Source organism: Staphylococcus simulans (assembly GCF_047037175.1).
GTDB classification, from domain to species: Bacteria; Bacillota; Bacilli; order Staphylococcales; family Staphylococcaceae; genus Staphylococcus; species Staphylococcus simulans_C.
The window spans coordinates 2,462,855-2,483,112 of sequence record NZ_CP178241.1 but is presented as its reverse complement, the minus strand read 5'-3'; the positions used below and the strand labels follow the sequence as shown (position 1 = coordinate 2,483,112).

At 36.4% G+C, this 20,258-nt stretch carries 19 protein-coding genes; 10 read left to right on the top strand and 9 right to left on the bottom strand.

Annotation, left to right across the window (positions count from 1 at the left end; all coding sequences use genetic code 11):
- The first annotated feature begins 33 nt into the window (after positions 1–33).
- The 3 genes from ACFCT9_RS12000 to ACFCT9_RS11990 all read left to right on the top strand — a co-directional run bounded on the left by ACFCT9_RS12000 (position 34) and on the right by ACFCT9_RS11990 (position 1,880).
- Positions 34–561 carry a GrpB family protein gene (locus ACFCT9_RS12000; protein ID WP_412519573.1) on the top strand — a complete coding sequence of 176 codons (528 nt, stop codon included), beginning with the start codon at positions 34–36 and terminating at the stop codon, positions 559–561.
- 79 nt (positions 562–640) lie between these two features.
- A complete protein-coding gene (murB, locus tag ACFCT9_RS11995; protein WP_412519572.1) occupies positions 641–1,564 on the top strand; it encodes a UDP-N-acetylmuramate dehydrogenase in 924 nt (307 codons plus the stop codon).
- Positions 1,557–1,880 carry a CHY zinc finger protein gene (locus tag ACFCT9_RS11990; protein ID WP_412519570.1) on the top strand — a complete coding sequence of 108 codons (324 nt, stop codon included), beginning with the start codon at positions 1,557–1,559 and terminating at the stop codon, positions 1,878–1,880. Before murB ends, ACFCT9_RS11990 begins: the two co-directional genes overlap by 8 nt.
- A 113-nt stretch (positions 1,881–1,993) precedes the next feature.
- Here the strand turns inward: ACFCT9_RS11990 and ACFCT9_RS11985 are convergent, their stop codons facing one another.
- The 7 genes from ACFCT9_RS11985 to nrdI form a co-directional block, all read right to left on the bottom strand.
- Positions 1,994–3,022, bottom strand: coding sequence for a ferrated catecholamine ABC transporter substrate-binding lipoprotein SstD (locus ACFCT9_RS11985; RefSeq protein WP_412519568.1), 1,029 nt, complete (start codon positions 3,020–3,022; stop codon positions 1,994–1,996).
- Between the two features lie 85 nt (positions 3,023–3,107).
- Positions 3,108–3,866, bottom strand: a complete 759-nt coding sequence (locus ACFCT9_RS11980; RefSeq protein WP_412519567.1) for an ABC transporter ATP-binding protein — start codon at positions 3,864–3,866, stop codon at positions 3,108–3,110.
- Positions 3,866–4,825, bottom strand: a complete 960-nt coding sequence (locus tag ACFCT9_RS11975; RefSeq protein ID WP_412519565.1) for an iron chelate uptake ABC transporter family permease subunit — start codon at positions 4,823–4,825, stop codon at positions 3,866–3,868. Before ACFCT9_RS11975 ends, ACFCT9_RS11980 begins: the two co-directional genes overlap by 1 nt.
- A complete protein-coding gene (locus ACFCT9_RS11970) occupies positions 4,815–5,786 on the bottom strand; it encodes an ABC transporter permease (RefSeq protein WP_412519563.1) in 972 nt (323 codons plus the stop codon). The genes ACFCT9_RS11975 and ACFCT9_RS11970 overlap by 11 nt, the downstream gene beginning before the upstream one ends.
- 304 nt (positions 5,787–6,090) lie before the next feature.
- Complete coding sequence (gene nrdF / locus ACFCT9_RS11965) at positions 6,091–7,065, bottom strand: class 1b ribonucleoside-diphosphate reductase subunit beta (RefSeq protein ID WP_412521685.1); 975 nt, start codon at positions 7,063–7,065, stop codon at positions 6,091–6,093.
- Between the two features lie 112 nt (positions 7,066–7,177).
- The gene (nrdE, locus tag ACFCT9_RS11960; RefSeq protein ID WP_412519562.1) at positions 7,178–9,283 is read right to left on the bottom strand and encodes a class 1b ribonucleoside-diphosphate reductase subunit alpha; all 2,106 of its coding nucleotides are present in this window, start codon (positions 9,281–9,283) and stop codon (positions 7,178–7,180) included.
- Positions 9,246–9,647, bottom strand: coding sequence for a class Ib ribonucleoside-diphosphate reductase assembly flavoprotein NrdI (nrdI, locus tag ACFCT9_RS11955; RefSeq protein ID WP_412519560.1), 402 nt, complete (start codon positions 9,645–9,647; stop codon positions 9,246–9,248). The genes nrdE and nrdI overlap by 38 nt, the downstream gene beginning before the upstream one ends.
- 883 nt (positions 9,648–10,530) lie before the next feature.
- On the opposite strand from nrdI, the gene ACFCT9_RS11950 reads away from it, so the two are divergent.
- The 4 genes from ACFCT9_RS11950 to ACFCT9_RS11935 all read left to right on the top strand — a co-directional run bounded on the left by ACFCT9_RS11950 (position 10,531) and on the right by ACFCT9_RS11935 (position 15,447).
- Positions 10,531–11,418 (top strand): DMT family transporter, encoded by an 888-nt coding sequence (locus ACFCT9_RS11950; protein ID WP_412519558.1) that lies wholly within the window; start codon positions 10,531–10,533, stop codon positions 11,416–11,418.
- Between the two features lie 2 nt (positions 11,419–11,420).
- Positions 11,421–11,924 (top strand): preQ(1) synthase, encoded by a 504-nt coding sequence (gene queF / locus ACFCT9_RS11945; RefSeq protein WP_412519557.1) that lies wholly within the window; start codon positions 11,421–11,423, stop codon positions 11,922–11,924.
- 182 nt (positions 11,925–12,106) lie between these two features.
- Positions 12,107–13,630, top strand: coding sequence for a peptide MFS transporter (locus tag ACFCT9_RS11940; RefSeq protein ID WP_412519555.1), 1,524 nt, complete (start codon positions 12,107–12,109; stop codon positions 13,628–13,630).
- A gap of 314 nt (positions 13,631–13,944) precedes the next feature.
- Positions 13,945–15,447, top strand: a complete 1,503-nt coding sequence (locus ACFCT9_RS11935; protein WP_412519554.1) for a peptide MFS transporter — start codon at positions 13,945–13,947, stop codon at positions 15,445–15,447.
- Between the two features lie 135 nt (positions 15,448–15,582).
- Here the strand turns inward: ACFCT9_RS11935 and ACFCT9_RS11930 are convergent, their stop codons facing one another.
- Positions 15,583–16,119 (bottom strand): 5' nucleotidase, NT5C type, encoded by a 537-nt coding sequence (locus tag ACFCT9_RS11930; protein ID WP_412519552.1) that lies wholly within the window; start codon positions 16,117–16,119, stop codon positions 15,583–15,585.
- A 140-nt stretch (positions 16,120–16,259) separates the two neighbouring features.
- Positions 16,260–17,324: a histidinol-phosphate transaminase gene (gene hisC / locus ACFCT9_RS11925; RefSeq protein WP_412519550.1), complete on the bottom strand. Its 1,065-nt coding sequence runs from the start codon at positions 17,322–17,324 to the stop codon at positions 16,260–16,262.
- A gap of 266 nt (positions 17,325–17,590) precedes the next feature.
- Between hisC and ACFCT9_RS11920 the strand changes: the two genes are divergently transcribed.
- Genes ACFCT9_RS11920 through bioA form a run of 3 tightly spaced genes read left to right on the top strand, consistent with a single transcriptional unit; the run spans position 17,591 to position 20,151 of the window.
- A complete protein-coding gene (locus ACFCT9_RS11920) occupies positions 17,591–18,154 on the top strand; it encodes a biotin transporter BioY (protein ID WP_412519548.1) in 564 nt (187 codons plus the stop codon).
- Positions 18,135–18,809 (top strand): dethiobiotin synthase, encoded by a 675-nt coding sequence (gene bioD, locus ACFCT9_RS11915; RefSeq protein ID WP_412519546.1) that lies wholly within the window; start codon positions 18,135–18,137, stop codon positions 18,807–18,809. The genes ACFCT9_RS11920 and bioD overlap by 20 nt, the downstream gene beginning before the upstream one ends.
- Positions 18,802–20,151 carry an adenosylmethionine--8-amino-7-oxononanoate transaminase gene (gene bioA, locus ACFCT9_RS11910; protein WP_412519544.1) on the top strand — a complete coding sequence of 450 codons (1,350 nt, stop codon included), beginning with the start codon at positions 18,802–18,804 and terminating at the stop codon, positions 20,149–20,151. Before bioD ends, bioA begins: the two co-directional genes overlap by 8 nt.
- Positions 20,152–20,258: the final 107 nt, after the last annotated feature.

The window sequence follows — 20,258 nt, the reverse complement described above, 5'->3', positions numbered from 1 at the left end:
TATTTTTAGAACTTTTACAAAGGACGGTTGAATATGTATTCTAAAACGCAGCCCTTAATTAAAGATAGGCAAGCACTTCAAAAGTATCAAGATCAATTCCAAGCATTAAGCGACCTACTGTTAAGCCTGCTTAATACACCTGTAAAAACAGTCCACCATATCGGCGGCACTGCACATTTTAATTATCCGACAGAACCTATTTTAGATTTGCTTGTCGGTGTTACCAACTTACATGATATAACATCATTAGATGAAAAACGTTTAAATTATGCCGGTTTCTATCGCTTGCATCATCGTTATAAGAAAAAGGTAGTAATGGCACAATTTAACAATCTGAAAGAGTTGAAACAAATTGTACGTCTGCACATTTTACAAATTGAATCAGATCAATATAACCACTACTTAGCGATGAATGAAGCATTAGCACATAATCCTGAATTACAAAATACGTTCGCAGAGGCAAAAGAGGCATTACATGCCCATTCCAAAACCATTGGCGATTATGAAGCAGGCAAAACAGCTTTGTTTGAAAAATTGTCACGACGATTCGACTTGAATTAAGCCGATTGTATTTCACAAAAAGCCTGTTTCATTGCTATAATAATAACAAAGTGAAAATAATTGAAAGGGAGTTCTATCGTTGCACAAAGATGACATTCTAACAGAACTGAAAAAAGTTCTGCCAGAAGAAATTATAAAAGTTGATGAACCATTAAAACGCTATACTTACACACAAACAGGAGGAAATGCTGACTTCTATTTAAGCCCAACAACTTTCGAAGAAGTACAAGCTATCAATCATATTGCTAGAATCAACAACATTCCTGTCACATATTTAGGCAACGGCTCTAATATTATTATTCGTGAAGGCGGTATTCGCGGCATTGTATTAAGCCTATTATCTATGGATTATATTAAAGTTGAAGATAATGTCATAATCGCAGGAAGCGGTGCAGCGATTATTGATGTCTCCCGTACTGCACGAGATGAATCTTTAACCGGCTTAGAATTTGCATGCGGTATCCCAGGATCTATTGGCGGTGCTGTCTTTATGAACGCCGGCGCATATGGCGGTGAAGTCCGTGATTGTATTGATTATGCTGTCTGTGTCAATGAACACGGCGAATTAGTACAACTCTCAAGAGATGAATTAGAACTCGGCTACAGAAGCAGTATTGTACAAAAACAACACTTGGTCGTATTAGAAGCAGCCTTCAATTTAACACCAGGCAAACAAGATGAAATTCAAGCAGTTATGGACGATTTAACAGAGCGTCGTGAATCAAAACAACCCCTTGAATTCCCTTCATGCGGCAGTGTCTTCCAAAGACCGCCAGGCCACTTTGCGGGTAAATTAATTCAAGACTCTGAATTACAAGGCCACCGAATCGGCGGTGTTGAAGTTTCTACTAAGCATGCTGGATTCATGGTTAATGTCGATAACGGTACGGCGACAGACTACGAAGATTTAATCCATCATGTCCAACAAGTCGTTAAAGAAAAATTCGATGTTGAGCTGCATCCAGAAGTACGTATCATCGGCGATCACCCAGAAGATGAATAACAAGTATTCTGTGCATGGCATTGATTTAGACAGTGAAACACGTTGCGCACACTATCATACACCTTTAGATGTGATTGCCATTAAATTCAAGTGCTGCGGCAAATTTTATGCGTGCATTCATTGTCATAATGAATCAGAAGACCATGAACCTATACCGTGGTCAAAATCAGAGTTTGATGAACATGCGATATTATGCGGTGTGTGTAACACGACGTTATCCATTAAAGCCTATATGGAGACAGATCACTGTCCACATTGCGGCGCTGCCTTCAATCCAAGATGTGCGGCACATTATCCTTTGTACTTTGATGTTTAATAAAGTGAGATTGTATAGCTATATAGCTTATAAAATAATAAAACCGGGTCGGAAATATTTTCATTTTCCGACCCGGTTTTTAATTACTGTCTTCCCCCAATTAAAAACAGCAATTATTTAACAACATCTTTTAATTCATCAATTTGTTTCATTGTTGTCGTTGTTGAACCTGATGCAAAGTACCATAATTTAGGATCAAGTTCGTAAACTTCATCATCTTTGATGGCTTTAACGTTCTTAATAACATCGTTACCTAATACTTGTTTCGCAGTTGATTTACTGCCGATTGCTTGGCCACGGTCCATCGCTAAAATGACACCTGGATTCTTTTCATTGATATATTCATTTGTCACGTTTTGACCGTGTGAACTACCTTTGATTTTACTGTCTGCAGGTTTGAAGCCTAAAGTATTGAAAACTAAGCTGCCGAAACGTTCTTTAGGACCGAATGTAGATAATTCGCCTTCATTGACTAATAAATACATTACTTTTTTATCAAAGCCTTTTGTTTTATCTTTCATATCTGCGATTTTTTTGTCTAATTCTTTATTTAACGACTTCGCTTTATCTTCTTTGTCGTAAATTTTACCTAAGTTTTCAGCGTTTTGTTTTACTGAATTGACGTAATCTTTATCATCAGCACCAACATACACTACTTTTGCGTCTGGTGCTGCTTTTTTGAATTCATCTAAATTCTTTTGGTTTGCGGTACGTGATGAAATGAAGATAACTTCAGGTTTTGCTTGTGCAATTTTATCGAAGTTAACTTCTTTTAAAGAACCTGTGTTGATGTATTTGTCATCTTTAAATTCTTTTAAGAAGTCTGGTAGTGTGCTATTGCCTTCACCTTTAGGAACTGCTTTAACTTTATCCGCTACACCCATTTCTTTAAGTGTGTCTAATGCACCATAATCAAGTACAACTGCATTTTTAGGATTCACAGGAACTTCTACTTCATTTTTAACGTCTTTAGCATCGCTGCCTTTAGGATCTTTCCCATTTAATGTATAACTATTTTCAATTTTTACAGTCTTCTTATCTGATGAACCTTTTTCTGAACTATCTTTAGAATCACTGCCATTACCACACGCAGCAAGTAAAAACATAATACTAACTAAAATAAATAAGCCTAATTTCTTCATTTTTCTTTATCCTCCTGAAATGTGTTAGACCCCCGTCTTGATATGCCGTAAAGAATCGGCATCACCCCTTTCAAATGACTTGGTATTAACTATAATATAAACAGATTCTTTGGCCTCTGATACATTCTATATTGACGTCCATATCATAGAGGTGTCTCAAGATAGTCGGTTGAATCACTTCATCTCGTTCGTCCGCTTTGACAATTTCACCATCTTTCATCGCAATGACATCATCTGAGTAGCTCGACGCAAAGTTAATATCATGTAACACAATCACAATCGTTTTACCATGTTCTCTCGTTAATGTTCTGAGTGTTTTCATAATCTCCACTGAATATTTCATATCTAAGTTATTGAGCGGTTCGTCTAGTAAAATACACTCTGTATCTTGCGCAATCGTCATTGCGATATACGCACGTTGACGTTGTCCACCTGAGAGCGTTTTCAGATTACGGTCTCTAATTTCTTGTAGTTGCAGTAAATCTAATGCTTCGTTGATTTTTGCTTTATCTGTATCGTCTAATCGGCCTTTAGAGTATGGAAAACGACCGAATGCGACTAATTGTTCGACTGTGATGTTAAGTTCTGTATGATTCGTTTGTTTTAACACTGAGAGCTTCTTCGCAATTTCGTTGCTTGTAAAAGTGTCAATGCTTTCATGTTCAAGTTCAATCGTGCCTGTATCAATATCTATCAAACGGCTGACTGCTGATAATAAAGTACTTTTACCTGCACCATTCGGGCCAATTAATGACGTTAAACGGCCTTTACGAATGTCGACGTTAATATCTTTAAGAATCGGTTTATCATGAATTGATTTATTTAAATCTTGAACTTGTATCATCACGTATTTCTCCTTCTAATCAATAAATATACGAAGTAACTGCCCCCAATTAAGTTAATGAGGATACTTACTTCCGTCGTTGCTTCAAACAAGTGCTCTACAACCCACTCTGCGGTAAATAAGCTGATCCAGCTTAAAAAGATAGTCGCAGGCAGTAAATATTTATGTTCATATGTCTTCATGATTTCGTGTGCAATATTCACCGTTAACAAACCTAAGAATGTAATAGGACCCACAAGTGCTGTGGCGATTGAAGTTAATAATGCGACCATAATCATCAACAAACGTGTCATACGTGTATAGTTGACACCTAAGTTCAGCGCTTGTGCTTTCCCTAATAACAACACATCTAAATAAGGCAAAATCTTAATCGTAATTAAGATTAAAATCACTAATACAACACTGCTGACCGCAACTAAGTTGGAATTCGATGCATTGAAGTTTGCGAACATTGAACTTTGTACAGCTAAGAAGTCTTCAGGGTTGATAATCAGCTCGATAAATCCAGTGATACTTCTAAAGAATGTCCCTAAAATGACACCGATTAATAAAATAAAATAGACCGAGAAGTTGCCATATTTAAAGACACCTTGGAATAGTATTAATGCGAAGATAATCATCGCGACGAGTGTCAACGCAAAGTTTAAATAGATATTCGTCACTGCTATCGATTGAATCCCAAAGATAAATACCAACACCACTTTGACGAACATGTATACCGCATCTAACCCCATCATAGAAGGTGTTAATAAACGGTTAACCGTAATAGCTTGGAAGATAATAACCGATGTCCCGATAGCGGCGCCGACTAAAATCATGAGGATTAATTTTCTGATACGACTTTGGATCTGATACGCAAAGATATCAAAATCAATCCCTAGTAAAAGATATAAACTTCCCGTCACAACCACTACACTTAATAAAATTAATAGTCTGATATTGCTTTGTTTATGACTCATAGTTGTGACTCCCTTTAAATAGCATTACTAAGAAAATTAATGTCCCGAAGACACCGATGGTTAATCCAATATTGATTTCATAAGGATACACAATTACACGTCCTAAAATATCAGAAACCAAAACAAAAATTGCGCCTAAGATTGCGGTATGCGGCAAGGCATGCTTTAAATGGTCTCCTCTATAAATAGATACGATATTCGGCACAATTAAACCTAAGAATGGTAAGGTTCCGACTGTTACCACCACTAATGCGGTCATCGTTGCGGTAATCGTTAAACCAAACATCATAATACGATCGTAATTGACACCTAAATTATGACTGAAATCTTTGCCCATGCCGGCAATAGTAAAGTAATTCGCAAAAATATACGTCAGAATTAGCAATGGGATGCTTAAGTATAAGACTTCATAACGGCCGCTGGTAATAATCGCAAAGTTACCATTCAACCAGTTGCCGATACTTTGTAAGGCATTCGTTCTTAGCGCTACAAACGTCGTTAAACTAGAAATAATACCGCCAATCATAATACCGAGCAATGGCACAAATATCACATCTTTAAAGCGTATAATTTGAATCAATTTCATAAAGAAGAATGTACCGCCGATACTTAATACCATGGCGAATAACAACTTAATTAAAATATGTGCTTGCGGAAAGAAGATTAATGAGATGAGGATACCTAGTTTCGCCCATTCCATCGTCCCTGCAGTTGTCGGACTGACGAACTTATTTTGCATCATCTGTTGCATAATCAAACCAGCAAGTGCTAAAGAACTGCCGGAAATGATAATGCTGACTGTTCTTGGAATACGGCTTGCGACCAATACATTTTGTTGGTCTGCGGTTAAATGAAAAATTTGTGTAATAGAAAGCTGACTAACACCGACAAATAATGAAAGGATAGTCAAACATATAAAAAGAATTAGTAAAACTGGAAAGCGCATGAGTTGCTTAATCATTGGAAACTCCTATCCCCTCTAAAAACTTTTAATGACTAACTGTAACTGATAATCATTTTCACTTACTATCTATCGTATCAGTTTCTCGGTTTTTATCAATACTTTTCAATTATTTTAAGGATGTTTTTTATATAATCGTAGACTATTCCTTGACACTAAATGTATTTTTTCTCTCTTTATTCCGAATAACCCTTTTTATTTTATAAAATTAAACAAATATTTCATTTTCAAAAAAGCAAAAAGAACACTGATAACCAACTGTTGATACAGTTGAAATCAGTGTTCCTTAAAATGATACTAATATTTATTTTTCATCATCAAAAATGAAATCTTCATCACGCAATGCTTCTACGTTTAATGCTAATGTATAGCCGTCACCTTTAACTGAGAAGAAATCATGGTTTTTCGTAGACGTATCTAAAGCATTTTCGATAATTGGGTTGAATTCGCGTTCTTCGAAATAAGGTTCAAAACCTAAGTTAGATAAAGCTTTATTTCCGTTATAACGTACATAGTTTAATACATCATCCGTTAAACCAATTTGGTCATAAAGTGTATGTGTATAAGAAACTTCATTTTTGTATAACTCATCTAATAGTTTATACATTTCTTGATCTGCACGTTGTTTTTCATTTTCTGAGAGTTCATTACGCATGTGTTGCGCATCTAAACCTGTGAACACACCATGGATAGACTCATCTAATAAGATTTTACGGATAATCTCACCAGATGTTGTCATACGACCTTGTCCAGCAAGATAAAGCGGGTAGTAGAATCCAGAATAGAATAAGAATGTTTCTAAGAACACACTGGATACACGTGCCATATATTGGTCATAAACAGATGCATCTTTTCTCCATAATTTATGGTAGTTACCTACAATCTTATCTGATTTATATTTCAAATGCGGTTCTTCAAGTACCCATGTATCTAACAGATAGTTCGTTTCACTAGATGGCAGCAATGTTGTGAAAATATGAGAGTAACTTTTCGCATGAATTTGTTCCATCATAGCCATAAATGAATATACCGCTTTTTTACGTAAATCTTTTGTATGCATCATGACTAAAGGCATGCCGTCATCAGCTTGATGTGTATCTAAGCCTGTTAGGCCTGCAAGTGCCTTCTTAAATGTATCTTGTTCTTCTGGTGTTAACGTTTTCCAACTCGCAATATCTTTAGAAACTTTAAATTCAGTTTCTACCCACATTTGGGAGATGTTTTGTCGCCAAAACATATTCGTCATATCTTCTTGCGTGTTCCAATTGACAGCAATCATCAAAGTGCATTTCCCCATTCTTGATTTTTAATTTAACTCGTTCAAATTCCGTTTAAAAAATTAATATGATGAGAGGAACAACCCCATTAAGATTGTTCCTTTATAGGTTTCATTAGATTGCGCAGCTTGTACATTCTTCTACGCTTAATAATTTGTTACGTGTATAATAAAGTGATTTTAGACCTTTATGATGCGCATAGACATATAAACGTGCTAATTCACGTGTTGAAATTTCAGAGTTGACGTATAGGATTGTTGAAATACCTTGGTCAACGTGTTGTTGAATCGTCGCTACTAAATCAATTAAACGCATTTGATCTGTATTAAATGCTGATTTGTAGTACCACATTGTTTGTGGAGATAAGAATGGCATTGGATAGAATGTTTCAGCGTTGCCATACGTACGACGTTCGATTTGGTCAACAATCGGCATGACTGAACTTGTCGCATTTTGTACGTAAGAAATACTTTGCGTTGGCGCAATCGCAAGACGATAAGCATGGTATAAACCATATTGCTTAACATCTTCTGCTAAAGCTTTCCAATCTTCTGCAGTCGGAATTTCTAATCCTTCGAATAAAGGCTTCACTTTTTCGTATTCAGGAACAATATCCGCTTCTGTATACTTATCGAAGTATTTACCGCTCGCATAATCTGATTTCTCGAAGTCTTGATATGCTTCACCGCGTTCTTTCGCGATTTGCATTGAACGTTCGATTGAATAATAGTTCATCATCATAAAGAACACGTTCGCAAAGTCTTTTGCTTCTTCAGATTCATAACCGATTTGATTCTTCGCAAGGTAACCATGCAAGTTCATAACCCCTAAACCAACAGAGTGTAATTCGCTGTTTGCTTTACGTACACCTGGTGCGTTTTGGATATTTGCTTCATCACTTACTACTGTTAATGCATCCATACCAGTGTGTACAGAGTCTCTGAATTTCCCTGATTCCATTACATTGACAATGTTCAATGAACCTAAGTTACATGAGATGTCACGTTTAATTTCATCTTCAATACCGTAGTCATTGATGATAGATGTTTCTTGTAATTGGAAGATTTCAGTACATAAGTTACTCATCTTGATTTGACCGATGTTTGAGTTTGCATGTACTTTATTTGCGTTATCTTTAAACATTAAGTAAGGATAACCTGATTGTAATTGTGTTTGTGCAATCGTATTTAACATTTCACGTGCATCTTTTTTACGTTTTAAGATGTTAGGATTTTCAACCATTTCATCATAGTATTTATCTAAATCAATATCATCTAATGTCACACCATATTCATTGTAAACTGTGTGTGGTGCGAACATGTAGAAGTCTTTACCTTCTTTCGCAAGTTCAAAGAATTTAGCAGGTACAATTAAACCAGTAGAAATTGTAGATAAACGGATATCTTCATCAGCGTTTACTTTCTTAGTATCTAAGAATTCTTCAACATCATAGTGGAAGATGTTTAGGTAAACTGCACCAGCACCTGGTCTTTGACCTAATTGGTCTGCATAGCTGAAGCCGCCTTCAAGTGATTTCGCAACAGGTAACACACCTTTTGCTACACCTTTGATACCTTTGATTGCTTCACCGCGTGCACGAAGTTTAGATAAGTTGATCGCAACACCGCCGCCGATTTTACTTAATTGTTTCGCTGTTGAATCAATAAAGTTAATAGAGTTTAAGCTGTCATCCACTTCTAATAAGAAACATGATACAAGCTCGCCTCTACGTGCACGACCTGCGTTTAAGAATGTTGGCGTTGCAGGTTGGTAGCGTTGTTCAATCATAGATGAAATGAATTGTTTAGCTTGTGCTTTGTCGCCATCTGCAAGATATAAGGCAACAATTGTCACGTGCTGTGTATAGTCTTCTAAATATTGTTTTTTATCGTTTGTTTTTAATGCATAGTCTTTAAAGAATTTGCTTGCTGACATATAGCTCGCAAATGTAAATGGAATACTGCGTGCATATTCAGTGATTTCTTTTAAGTCTTCTTCACTATATGTTTGGAAGACATCCACATAGAAATCATTATCTACAAGATAGTGCAAACGTTCGATTTCTGAATCGAAATAAATCGTATGGTCTTTGATTTCTTCTAAATAGACCTCTAATGCTTCTTGGTCTTTTTCTAAGCTGAAGAAACCATTTTCTTTACGCTTTGTAACTTCGTTATTTAACTCAATATGATTGTACTGCTTTTCGTTCATAGTCTTCATATAAATGCCCCACCTTATCTTTAAACTCTTCTACGTCTTTTTGTGTACCTTGTACTTCAAATTTCATTAATAGCGGAACGAGATATTCACGTGAAATGGTCTCGCTTGCTTTCGCAAAATTTTGTCCCCAGTTACGGTTGCCGCTGCCGACTACGGCTCTGATCATGTTTCCGTTATGACTTAAAAATGTTTTGACTACATCTGGCACTTCTCCGAAACCGATTGTACTAGTGACCAATACATAAGGCTCGTCCAAGCGCACATCCGCGCAATTATCATTTGTAATTTCTAAAGTGTCCTCAAATTCAGTTCTTGCTATAAATCGTCTCACGTTACCAGTAAATGAAAAATATACTACCTTCATTGAATCACCCGCTTTCTTACAAAGAACGCGCTTATTCGTCACATAGCGTCATGCACATATTTTTCATAATTAAAAAACATGCCAGGCTGCCGTACTGGTATTGCTGTTTCTAAAAAGAAGTTGTGACTGCTGCATGTTTTAGTTTATTTCGATATATTAATGCACTGCTCCCTGACACTACATATTGTGTTGGTATGCATTTACCAAAGTATTCCTTCACAATACGCTTGTCCAAATTAACACAACGGCTTATATTTCAATTTGTGTCGCCATGACTTGTCATCACAGGTTTGAACAACACTTTCTATCTTTATGAACAATGTGGGTTATTCCCCTAACCCATTCACACACCTTTCAACATCTGTGTGAAATTGCCATAAAATAGTGAAATATAATTTTGTTATTTTCGGACTCGACCACAATATATAGTGTTAGGTTCCGTTCTTCAATACTATATTATGTGATTCATTATACCGAACACCTATTATAATTTCAAAGAGATTCAATCACATAAATTTTCTTTAAATTGTTCATAATTGGCGAAAGTAGCGTCATCTCTATGCTTGGCGTTCTTAATTTTTTTCAAAAATCGCTTTAAAATAAATAATTGTAATTTTGCCCTTGATTTTTTGGAAATTTGTGCACCACTTGTCATCACAAGAATCCGCTGATTTGCGCCATGAAAGGCTTAACACAATTTATTTATCAATACAAAATAATCAATCCTTTCAGTTAGTGACGTATCATCTAATAACTAAAATAGAACGTATGTTCGTTTTCTAGTATACCACGCTCATTTTCTTTAGCAAGTCTATATAGGCACTTATTTCTATATATGCTAAGATGATATACGTTAAGTTTTGAGGAAAGTTGAGGAAAGTATATGGATCCAAAAATAAAAGGAATCATCGCGATACTAGTTTCAGCTGTGGGATTCAGCTTTATGTCGCTGTTTTTCAGACTTGCTGGTGATTTACCCGTCTTCCAGAAGTCACTCGCTAGAAACTTGGTCGCAATGCTGATTCCACTCTATTTCTTATATAAATACAAACAACCTATGTTTGGTAAACTAAGCAGTCAGCCTTTATTAATCGCACGTTCGACACTCGGCTTGATTGGTGTCTTACTCAATATCTATGCGATTGACCATATGCTGTTAAGTGACGCAGATACATTGATGAAACTTAATCCATTCTGGACGATTTTACTCAGCATGATTTTCTTACATGAGAAAATCCGTAAATATCAAATCACAGCGATGTTAGTCGCAATTGTAGGTATGTTATTTGTGGTACAGCCACAATTCTCTTCAGAAATGCTTCCAGCTATAGTTGGATTAATGTCAGGTATCTTTGCTGCCTCAGCATATACTTGTGTACGTGCATTAAGTACTAGAGAAGCACCTTATACGATTGTCTTTTATTTCTCTTTCTTCTCAATCGTTGCTTTGATTCCTTTTGTTATCTTTACGTATGTACCAATGTCAGGACTTCAAATGCTGTATTTAGTCGGAGCCGGCTTATCAGCAGCTGTCGGTCAAATTGGAATCACATTAGCCTATAGCTTTGCACCTGCAAAAGACATTTCAATCTTTACGTACGCTTCCATTATCTTTACAGCATTAATGGGTATTGTCATTTTCGGAGAATCTCCAGATTTATATGCTACACTAGGTTATGTCATTATTATCAGTGCCAGCTACTATATGTTCGAAAAAGCACGCAGACAAAGCAGAAAACCTGCACAATCGTCTCATAGAGGAGGAAAATAAACATGTCACAACAAGGCAGAAGCAAAGAAGATTTACAAGATCTTACATTGCTTGGCAACCAAAATAACCAATATGACTTTAATTACCGTCCAGATGTATTAGAGTCTTTCGATAATAAACATCAAGGGCGTGACTATTTCGTAAAATTCAATTGCCCTGAATTCACATCATTATGCCCGATTACAGGACAACCTGATTTTGCGACAATCTATATTTCATATATTCCTAATGTCAAAATGGTAGAATCTAAATCTTTAAAACTTTATCTTTTCAGTTTTAGAAATCATGGTGATTTCCACGAAGATTGCATGAATATTATCATGAATGACTTAATTGAATTAATGGATCCGCATTATATTGAAGTTTGGGGTAAATTCACGCCACGTGGCGGTATTTCAATCGACCCTTATACAAACTACGGACGTCCTGATTCTAAATATGAAAAAATGGCTGAATATCGTATGATGAATCACGATTTATATCCAGAAACTATCGATAATAGATAATTGGAGATTTACTTGAAGAACAACCTGATTTTATTCGGGTTGTTTTTTATTTTATTGGAAGCGGATTCATATTTTTTCATTCTAGAATTATAAAGACTTCCGAGCTGATTTTTCAGAATTTTCTTGTATATAGACTTTGAATAGCTTAAAATTATTTTAAGTCACTTTGAGGGGGAAAATTCATGAACAAGAAACAATATACACGCGAAGAAGTTATACAAAGCACACCACGAACTGGTTTCTTTGGTCATCCAAAGGGGTTAAGTACTTTATTCTTTACTGAGTTTTGGGAGAGATTCAGTTACTATGGTATGAAGGCAATTTTAGTCTATTACCTGTATTATTCTGTAGCTAAAGGCGGATTCGGCTTAGATGAATCTGTTGCCATGCAGATTGTTGCCTTATACGGTACATTAATCTACATGTCTGGTGTTATCGGGGGATGGATTGCTGACCGTATCACAGGTACACAGCACGCCGTGTTCTTTGGCGGTATTCTCATTATGTTCGGTCATATTATTTTAAGTTTACCGGGCAGTTTAACCGCCGTTATGATTGCTTTATTACTTTTGATTATCGGGACAGGTTTATTAAAACCAAACATTTCTACAACAGTTGGAGAACTATACGAGAAAAATGACAACCGTGTTGATGCAGCTTTCACTATTTTCTACATGGGTATTAACTTAGGTGCTTTGATTTCACCACTTTTAACAGGTTACCTGCAAACACGTGTTGGTTTCCATGCTGGTTTTGCGACAGCAGCGGTTGGGATGTTTATCGGATTAGTCGTATACTGGACTAAACGCAAAAAGTATTTAAATTTAGCAGGGTTATCTGTACATAATCCATTAACAAAAGAAGATACTAAGAAATTCTCTTTAATTGCTTTAGCTATCGTCGCAGCATTCGCAATTTATTTAATTGTTTTAAAATCATTCGATGCTTTAACAATTGAAAACTTCAGTTTATTAGTTACATTTATCGGTATTGCATTACCAATTTATATCGTTGTTTACATGCTTGTCAGCAAGAAAGTAACACCAGAAGAAAAATCACGTGTCGGCAGTTACGTACCGTTATACATCACTTCTGTTGCTTTCTGGATGATCCAAGAACAAGGTTCTACAATTTTAGCGAACTTTGCGGATAAGAAAACTGAATTAAGCTTAGCAAAATTAACAGGCGGTGCAATTCAGTTTGATATTCCAGCCGCTTGGTTCCAATCATTAAACCCAATCTTTATCGTTGCTTTAGCACCACTCTTTGCGATGTTATGGGTTAAACTTGGCAAACACAATCCGCCAACGGTTATCAAGTTCGCCTTAGGCGCAATTATCGGCGGGATTTCATATTTAATTATGGTTATCCCATTATCAGGCGGATTAGCAGCTGGTGAACTCATCCACCCTATCTGGTTAGTATTAAGCTTCTTATTAATCACAATCGGTGAATTATGTATTTCACCTGTTGGTTTAGCAACGACAACGAAACTTGCACCATATGCTTTCACAGCTCAAATGATGAGTTTATGGATGTTAAGTAATGCGACAGCACAAGGTCTTAATGCACAACTAGTAGTTGTATACGCTAAAATGGATTCAGGCCAATACTTCTTATACTCTGGCTTACTAACATTAATTATCGGTGTATTACTTGTGGCTATTTCACCATTTGTACGTCGTGCAATGAAGGGTATTCACTAATCTGCAATACGAAATATTTTGACACGTACAGCTTGAAACCTCTTTTTGGTTTCAAGCTTTTTTATATGGTCAATTTTTCACTTTCACTTTTTTGCCATATTTTCATCTGCTGATGGAACCCTATTTGATTGAACTAGAATTCCCTCAAACCATGCTTTTTTACTAATTATGCTCTATTTATCGTCAATTATATCTTATTTTATTCTGAAAATTGTCAATATTTTTATTTTTAGAAAATTATTGAAACTCTCTTTTTTACATAGTAGAATCTAATATAATCCACTCCGTTATAGGATAGAAAGGTCGGGGTTAGTTTGCAGAACAATTTACATCAAACGCATGTCCAAGAAATACCGCAGAAAGGTTTCTTTGGACATCCAAAAGGATTAGGAGTCCTCTTCTTCGTAGAATTTTGGGAGAGATTCAGCTATTACGGAATGCGCGCACTCTTAATCTTCTACATGTTCTTCGCGATTAAAGATGGCGGATTAGGCATGGATAAAACGACTGCACAGTCAGTCATGTCAGTGTACGGTTCACTGATCTTTATGACCAGCGTACTCGGTGGCTGGGTCGCAGATAGAATCACAGGTACACGCAGAGCAACAATGTATGGTGCGATTTTAATTATTATCGGTCACGTTTTCTTAAGCTTGCCATTAGCACAAGCAGGGTTATTTATTTCAATGTTCTTTATCATTGTAGGTTCAGGACTGATGAAACCGAATATCTCTAACATTGTTGGTCGTTTATATCCTGAAAACGATAAACGTATCGATTCAGGTTTCGTTATTTTCTATATGTCCGTTAACATGGGTGCCCTTGCTGCACCATTAGTGTTAAACCATTTCTCTAAAGGCAATATGTTCCACCAAGGGTTCTTAATTGCCGCAATTGGTATGACACTTGCATTAATTATTTATCTTCTATTCAACAGACGTAACTTAGGTAACGTTGGTTCAGTACCAACCAACCCATTAAATACGGTTGAAAAGAAACGTTATGCTATGATTGCTGGAATTGTTGTCGCAGTCATCGCACTTGTATTAATCATTACTGGTTTAACAGGCACATTATCATTCAACTTAGTCAGCACAACAGTCTTAATTCTAGGGATTGCCTTGCCAGTTGCTTACTTTACGACAATGATCAGAAGTAAAGAAGTGACAGAGGATGAACGTTCACGTGTCATTTCATTTATACCATTATTTATTATCGGAGTGATTTTCTGGTCTATCCAGGAACAAGGTTCTAACGTTTTAAACATTTACGCATTTACAGGCACAGATATGAAATTGAATTTATTTGGATGGACGACAGATTTCGGTAAAACCTATTTCCAATCCATCAACCCATTGTTCATCGTATTATTTGCGCCGATTCTTTCCTTACTTTGGAAGAAAATGGGTGATCGCCAACCAAGCCTTGCGACTAAATTTGTTTGGGGTGCTTGGTTAGCAGGTATTTCATACATCTTAGTAGCTGTTATTATGATGACATCTGGCGGCAGCACAGTATCCGTAAACTGGGTTATCCTGTCATACATCATCTGCGTTGTTGGTGAACTTTGCTTATCACCAACCGGCAACAGTGCGGCAGTTAAATTAGCACCAAAGGCTTTCAACTCTCAAATGATGAGTTTATGGTTACTTACTAATGCAACTGCACAAGCCATCAACGGAACACTTGTAAAATTAATCGAACCATTAGGCTACCAAAACTACTTCCTATTCTTAGGTGTATTAGCAGTAGTCATCGGTTTAATCACATTTATGTTTGTACCAAAAATTATTAAAGGTATGCGTGGCATACGTTAATATAAAAAGAAGCATCAAACCTCCTTCAAAAAGTGGTTTGATGCTTTTTTAATTTCTGTCATGTTGATCAGTAATAACATTCGCACCTTTAACAAACATGAAAAAAGACGGCTGTTGCCGCCTTAATTCTTGCATTTACTTATTTCCCAAGAAATATTGTTCAACTTCTTTCCAGTTATTAACTCGATCGAAGTCGTCATTGTGAATGTTATGTTGTGCTGTATACATCACTGGTTTCCCTGTAAAACGTGCAAGCTGTTTTGGATTATCATCAATCAGATAATCTGCTTTCACGATATTCTTTCTGCCGCAGAAGACAAATTGTTGCGGATCTAAGAATGGGAAATGTAATCTTAACCATTCATATTTTTCATGGAATGAAGTCGGTACATCCATTGCGGCTGTCGCAATATAGATATCATAGTGTTCAGCTAACTTCTTCACCACTTCTTGCGAATCTTTGATAACCTCTAAGTTTTTAAAGAAGCCTGGCTGTTTTAATACTTCATCCAGTACTCCTTCGTGTTCAGGCATAAAGTGACGTAGTTTATTACCATCTAATAAAGCCTCTTTAATACCTAAGTCTGTACGTTTATTTACTTCTTCAATCAAGGCTTTGATTGTGTCCGCTAAGACTTCATCCATATCAATCGCTATTGATTCTCTCTTCATCCTGATAGCAACTTCCTTTCCTTTTCTTCTCTTCGAGTATAGCATATTTATTTTATAGAGTTGTGAAGTGTGATTTGAGATAGTGTAAAGTAAAACAAGTATCAACGCAACTTGACGTCGATACTTGTTTGAGCATTGTATTATTTTTCAAAATCAAAGTTTTTCAATACTTCGACCATTTTATCATTCTGTTCTGGGAAACCGATGGTAATACGTACACCAATTGGGAACTCACGTGTAATACAGCCCACTTTTAATAACGCCTTATATAAATCATGCGGACGTTTTGTATTCACGAAAACAAAGTTTGTTTGGCTGTCAAAGAAATATTTACTTTGTGGAATTTCAAAGAATTTCGCACGTTCTTCAGCATTTTTTTGTTGAATCTCTTTCAAATAAGCTTGATCTTTGTATGCTGCGACGGCCGCATATTCTGATAAACGTCCTACGTTAAATGGCGGACGGATAATATTATAAGTATTAATCGCTTCTTCTGTCGCAATGATATAACCGACTCTAAGTCCTGCTAAACCATACGCTTTAGAGAACGTACGCATTAAGAATGCATTCGGGAAACGCTCTTGTAATTTTAAAGTATCTGGGAAATCCTCTGCCGTCACAAATTCAAAGTAGGCTTCATCTACTAAGACTGGAATGTGGCTTGGCACTTTTTCTAAGAACGCTTCTAACGCATCATGTGTCACATACGTTCCTGTCGGGTTATTCGGGTTACAAATCCAAACTAATGATGTATCATCATCAATCGCTTCTAAAATACCGTCTAAATCGAATTGACCATCAGATTTCAAAGGGACTTGCACGACTTCTGCTGATTCGACAATCGCATTGTGATAATACTGACCAAATGTCGCTTGACTCGTCACAATCTTATCGCCAGGCGTTAAAACAGCACGAGAAATCATTAAGATGACCTCATCAAGCCCTGCCCCAAATAATATACGATTTTCATCAATACCTAAATCTTTCGCAATTTCTTCACGTAATGTTGGTGCGCCAGTTTCTGGATAATACAACACTTCATCTACATGTGCTTTAATGGCTTCTTTAGCTTTAGGCGAAGGACCATATAAGTTTTCATTTGATGCAAGTTTATGTAACTCAATATCTAAACCAAATTCTTTTTTTAATGCGCGAGGTGATAACCCCGGTTGATATGCGGAGAGTTGCTTAATTTGTTCTTTCATAGATACATCTGCCTCCCATGTTTTCACTTTTAATAATTTTGAATTTACTGACAATTATAGTGTATTTCTCTCCCCTTGTAAACCCAATTATATCAAGGGTTCATTGTATGTTAATATCTTGTATATTTTTATGATGCTATGCGCAATGTGCTAATGATATCTATTTGTATCTAAGATTTAGCACTAACCCTTAAATGTTAACTTATTTAATTTTATAGTTTACATTTAGAGATTGAAGTACTATTATAATTTTGGAGGTGAACATCATGAATACAAAAGAACTCGTACTTATCAGTCTTTTTACAGCTTTAACAATCATTTCAAGCATGTTGCATTTTACATTGGGTCCTATTCCATTTTCGCTGCAAATTGTGACCGTCTTTATCGTGGCGCATCTTTTCAGTGTTAAAATCGCATTTTGGAGTCAAGCACTCTACGTCATTATGGGCCTTTTAGGTTTACCCATCTTCGCTAGTGGCGGCGGTATTTTTTATGTGATGAAACCTACATTTGGATTTTTAATCGGTTTCGTCGTCGCTGCCTACATTATGGCGTTATTAAAAGCACGTGCACAAAAGCAGAATTTTACTAACATCTTCATGATTAATGTTGTCGGAACAGCCATTATTTACATATTCGGATGTGTTTATTTTTATTTGATTATGAACTTTGTGGCGCATACTCCTATTACAGTCAACCAGGTTTTCACAGGTATCGTCCTACTTAGCGGCCCTGGAGATATTATTTTGAGTGGTGTTTCCGCAATATTAATTCTGAGATTAGAAAAAGTTATGAAAGGAAGCGGACGATTTGAAACTCTTCATCACTAGTACAGGTACTGATGTCGGAAAGACTTATGTCACAGTATTGCTTTATCAAGCCTTAACGCAAGCTGGACATCATGTGGGTATATTTAAACCCTTTCAAACAGAAGAACAAGCTAACGGCGTTTATCCTGATTTAGAAGCTTACCTGAATGTGAGTGGCTTAACTTATGATGAGACATCACTCTATACCTTTCATGAAGCCGTATCACCACATCTTGGGTTTAAGCTAGAAAGCGAACAGAAATTGGATCGTAATGCAATCATCAATAAAGCCAATGCTTTAGCTCAAAAATACGATGTGCTATTGATTGAAGGCGCTGGAGGCTTAGGTGTTCCAATTTATGAAGATGAACATCACTTTTATATGACTGAAGATCTCATCAAAGATACTGCCGACAAAGTGTTGAGTGTAGTGCCTTCTAAACTCGGCGCAATCAGCGACATCATTATGCATCAATACTATTTAGAACAACATCAGTTACCAGAAAACATCTTAATCATGAATCGTTTTGAGTCTGATATGATTGCGCAAGATAACCACACAACCTTAGAACATTACTTAAATCGTGATATTTATACTTTGAAAGACAACGCAACAGTATCAGATGTACCTGAAGCGTTAATACAATCATTATTAAAGGGAGAGACATATGAATAATCAAACACTCATTCAAGAAGACCATGAATACGTTTGGCACCCTTTCACACAGATGGGTGTCTATTCAGAATCAGATCCAATTATTATTGAACGCGGCAACGGCAGTTACCTATATGATATTAACGGCAAAGCCTATTTAGATGGTTATGCTTCTTTATGGGTCAATGTCCATGGCCACAACAATGAAAAGCTCAATCAAGCGATTACAGAACAACTCGGTAAAATTGCACACTCAACATTGCTTGGGTCATCGAATGTCCCTTCGATTGAACTCGCAAAACGCCTTGTTGAAATCACACCGAGCAACTTACGTAAAGTATTTTATTCAGACACCGGCAGTGCATCCGTTGAAATTGCGATCAAGATGGCTTATCAGTATTGGAAGAATTTAGATGCTGAAAAATATGCGGACAAGAAGAAATTCTTAACGCTCAAAAACAGTTACCATGGTGATACGCTTGGTGCAGTCAGTGTTGGCGGTATTGATACTTTTCACGCCATCTTTAAAGATTTAATCTTTGAGAATATACAAGTCAGCTGCCCTTCAGTATTTAAATCAGATTACAATAATGAAACAGAACTGGTAGAAAGTATCACACAAGAAATTCGTAACATCCTACAAGAACAACACGATGAAATTTGCGGTTTCATTGTAGAGCCATTAATTCAAGGTGCAACAGGCTTATATGCCCAACCTGTTCAATTCTTAAAAGAAGTTGAAAAATTATGTCGCGAGTTCAATATCTTATTAATTGTAGATGAAGTTGCGACTGGTTTTGGACGTACAGGAACGATGTTCGCTTGTGAACGTGCAGACGTTAATCCTGATATTATGTGCTTAGCTAAAGGGATTACTGGAGGGTATCTGCCTCTTGCCGCAACACTGACTTCACAAACCATTTACGATGCGTTTTTAAGCAACAGCCATGGTGAAAAAACATTCTTTCATGGCCACACCTATACTGGAAATCAGGTCACATGTTCTGCGGCAATCGCTAATTTAAAATTATTTGAAGAAACTCAGCTCATTGACCATATCAAAGTGACTTCTGCCTTGTTGAAAGAAGAACTAAACGCTTTGAATGACCTCTCTTATGTCGGGAATGTACGCGGTTATGGTTTGATGTATGGTGTGGAACTCGTTGAACCAAATCATCCAGATAAACCTTTAGCTATACCGACAGTGGAACGTATTATTCAAACATGTAAGGAAAACGGGTTGATGATTCGTAATTTAGAGAATGTCATCACGTTTGTGCCTGTGTTGAAAATGAGTGAAACAGAAATCAAAAAAATGACAGACATCTTTAAACATGCGCTCAATCAAGTCATGGAAAAATGATATAAAGATAAATGATCATACTAAACGTTATACTCCCACTATCACATAGCGGGAGTATTTTTTCTGTCAAATTAAAAAGAAAGCCTGAGCTCTCCTACTCAGACTTT

Excerpts from the sequence above, each read along its gene's own strand:
- nrdE (WP_412519562.1), bottom strand. The coding sequence starts at position 9,283 with ATGAAGACTATGAACGAAAAGCAGTACAATCATATTGAGTTAAATAAC.
- ACFCT9_RS11940 (WP_412519555.1), top strand. The coding sequence starts at position 12,107 with ATGAACAAGAAACAATATACACGCGAAGAAGTTATACAAAGCACACCA.
- ACFCT9_RS11980 (WP_412519567.1), bottom strand. The coding sequence starts at position 3,866 with ATGATACAAGTTCAAGATTTAAATAAATCAATTCATGATAAACCGATT.
- ACFCT9_RS11920 (WP_412519548.1), top strand. The coding sequence starts at position 17,591 with ATGAATACAAAAGAACTCGTACTTATCAGTCTTTTTACAGCTTTAACA.
- ACFCT9_RS11950 (WP_412519558.1), top strand. The coding sequence starts at position 10,531 with ATGGATCCAAAAATAAAAGGAATCATCGCGATACTAGTTTCAGCTGTG.
- ACFCT9_RS12000 (WP_412519573.1), top strand. The coding sequence starts at position 34 with ATGTATTCTAAAACGCAGCCCTTAATTAAAGATAGGCAAGCACTTCAA.
- nrdF (WP_412521685.1), bottom strand. The coding sequence starts at position 7,065 with ATGATTGCTGTCAATTGGAACACGCAAGAAGATATGACGAATATGTTT.
- ACFCT9_RS11970 (WP_412519563.1), bottom strand. The coding sequence starts at position 5,786 with ATGATTAAGCAACTCATGCGCTTTCCAGTTTTACTAATTCTTTTTATA.
- hisC (WP_412519550.1), bottom strand. The coding sequence starts at position 17,324 with ATGAAAGAACAAATTAAGCAACTCTCCGCATATCAACCGGGGTTATCA.
- bioA (WP_412519544.1), top strand. The coding sequence starts at position 18,802 with ATGAATAATCAAACACTCATTCAAGAAGACCATGAATACGTTTGGCAC.
- ACFCT9_RS11930 (WP_412519552.1), bottom strand. The coding sequence starts at position 16,119 with ATGAAGAGAGAATCAATAGCGATTGATATGGATGAAGTCTTAGCGGAC.
- ACFCT9_RS11985 (WP_412519568.1), bottom strand. The coding sequence starts at position 3,022 with ATGAAGAAATTAGGCTTATTTATTTTAGTTAGTATTATGTTTTTACTT.
- ACFCT9_RS11990 (WP_412519570.1), top strand. The coding sequence starts at position 1,557 with ATGAATAACAAGTATTCTGTGCATGGCATTGATTTAGACAGTGAAACA.
- nrdI (WP_412519560.1), bottom strand. The coding sequence starts at position 9,647 with ATGAAGGTAGTATATTTTTCATTTACTGGTAACGTGAGACGATTTATA.
- ACFCT9_RS11975 (WP_412519565.1), bottom strand. The coding sequence starts at position 4,825 with ATGAGTCATAAACAAAGCAATATCAGACTATTAATTTTATTAAGTGTA.
- queF (WP_412519557.1), top strand. The coding sequence starts at position 11,421 with ATGTCACAACAAGGCAGAAGCAAAGAAGATTTACAAGATCTTACATTG.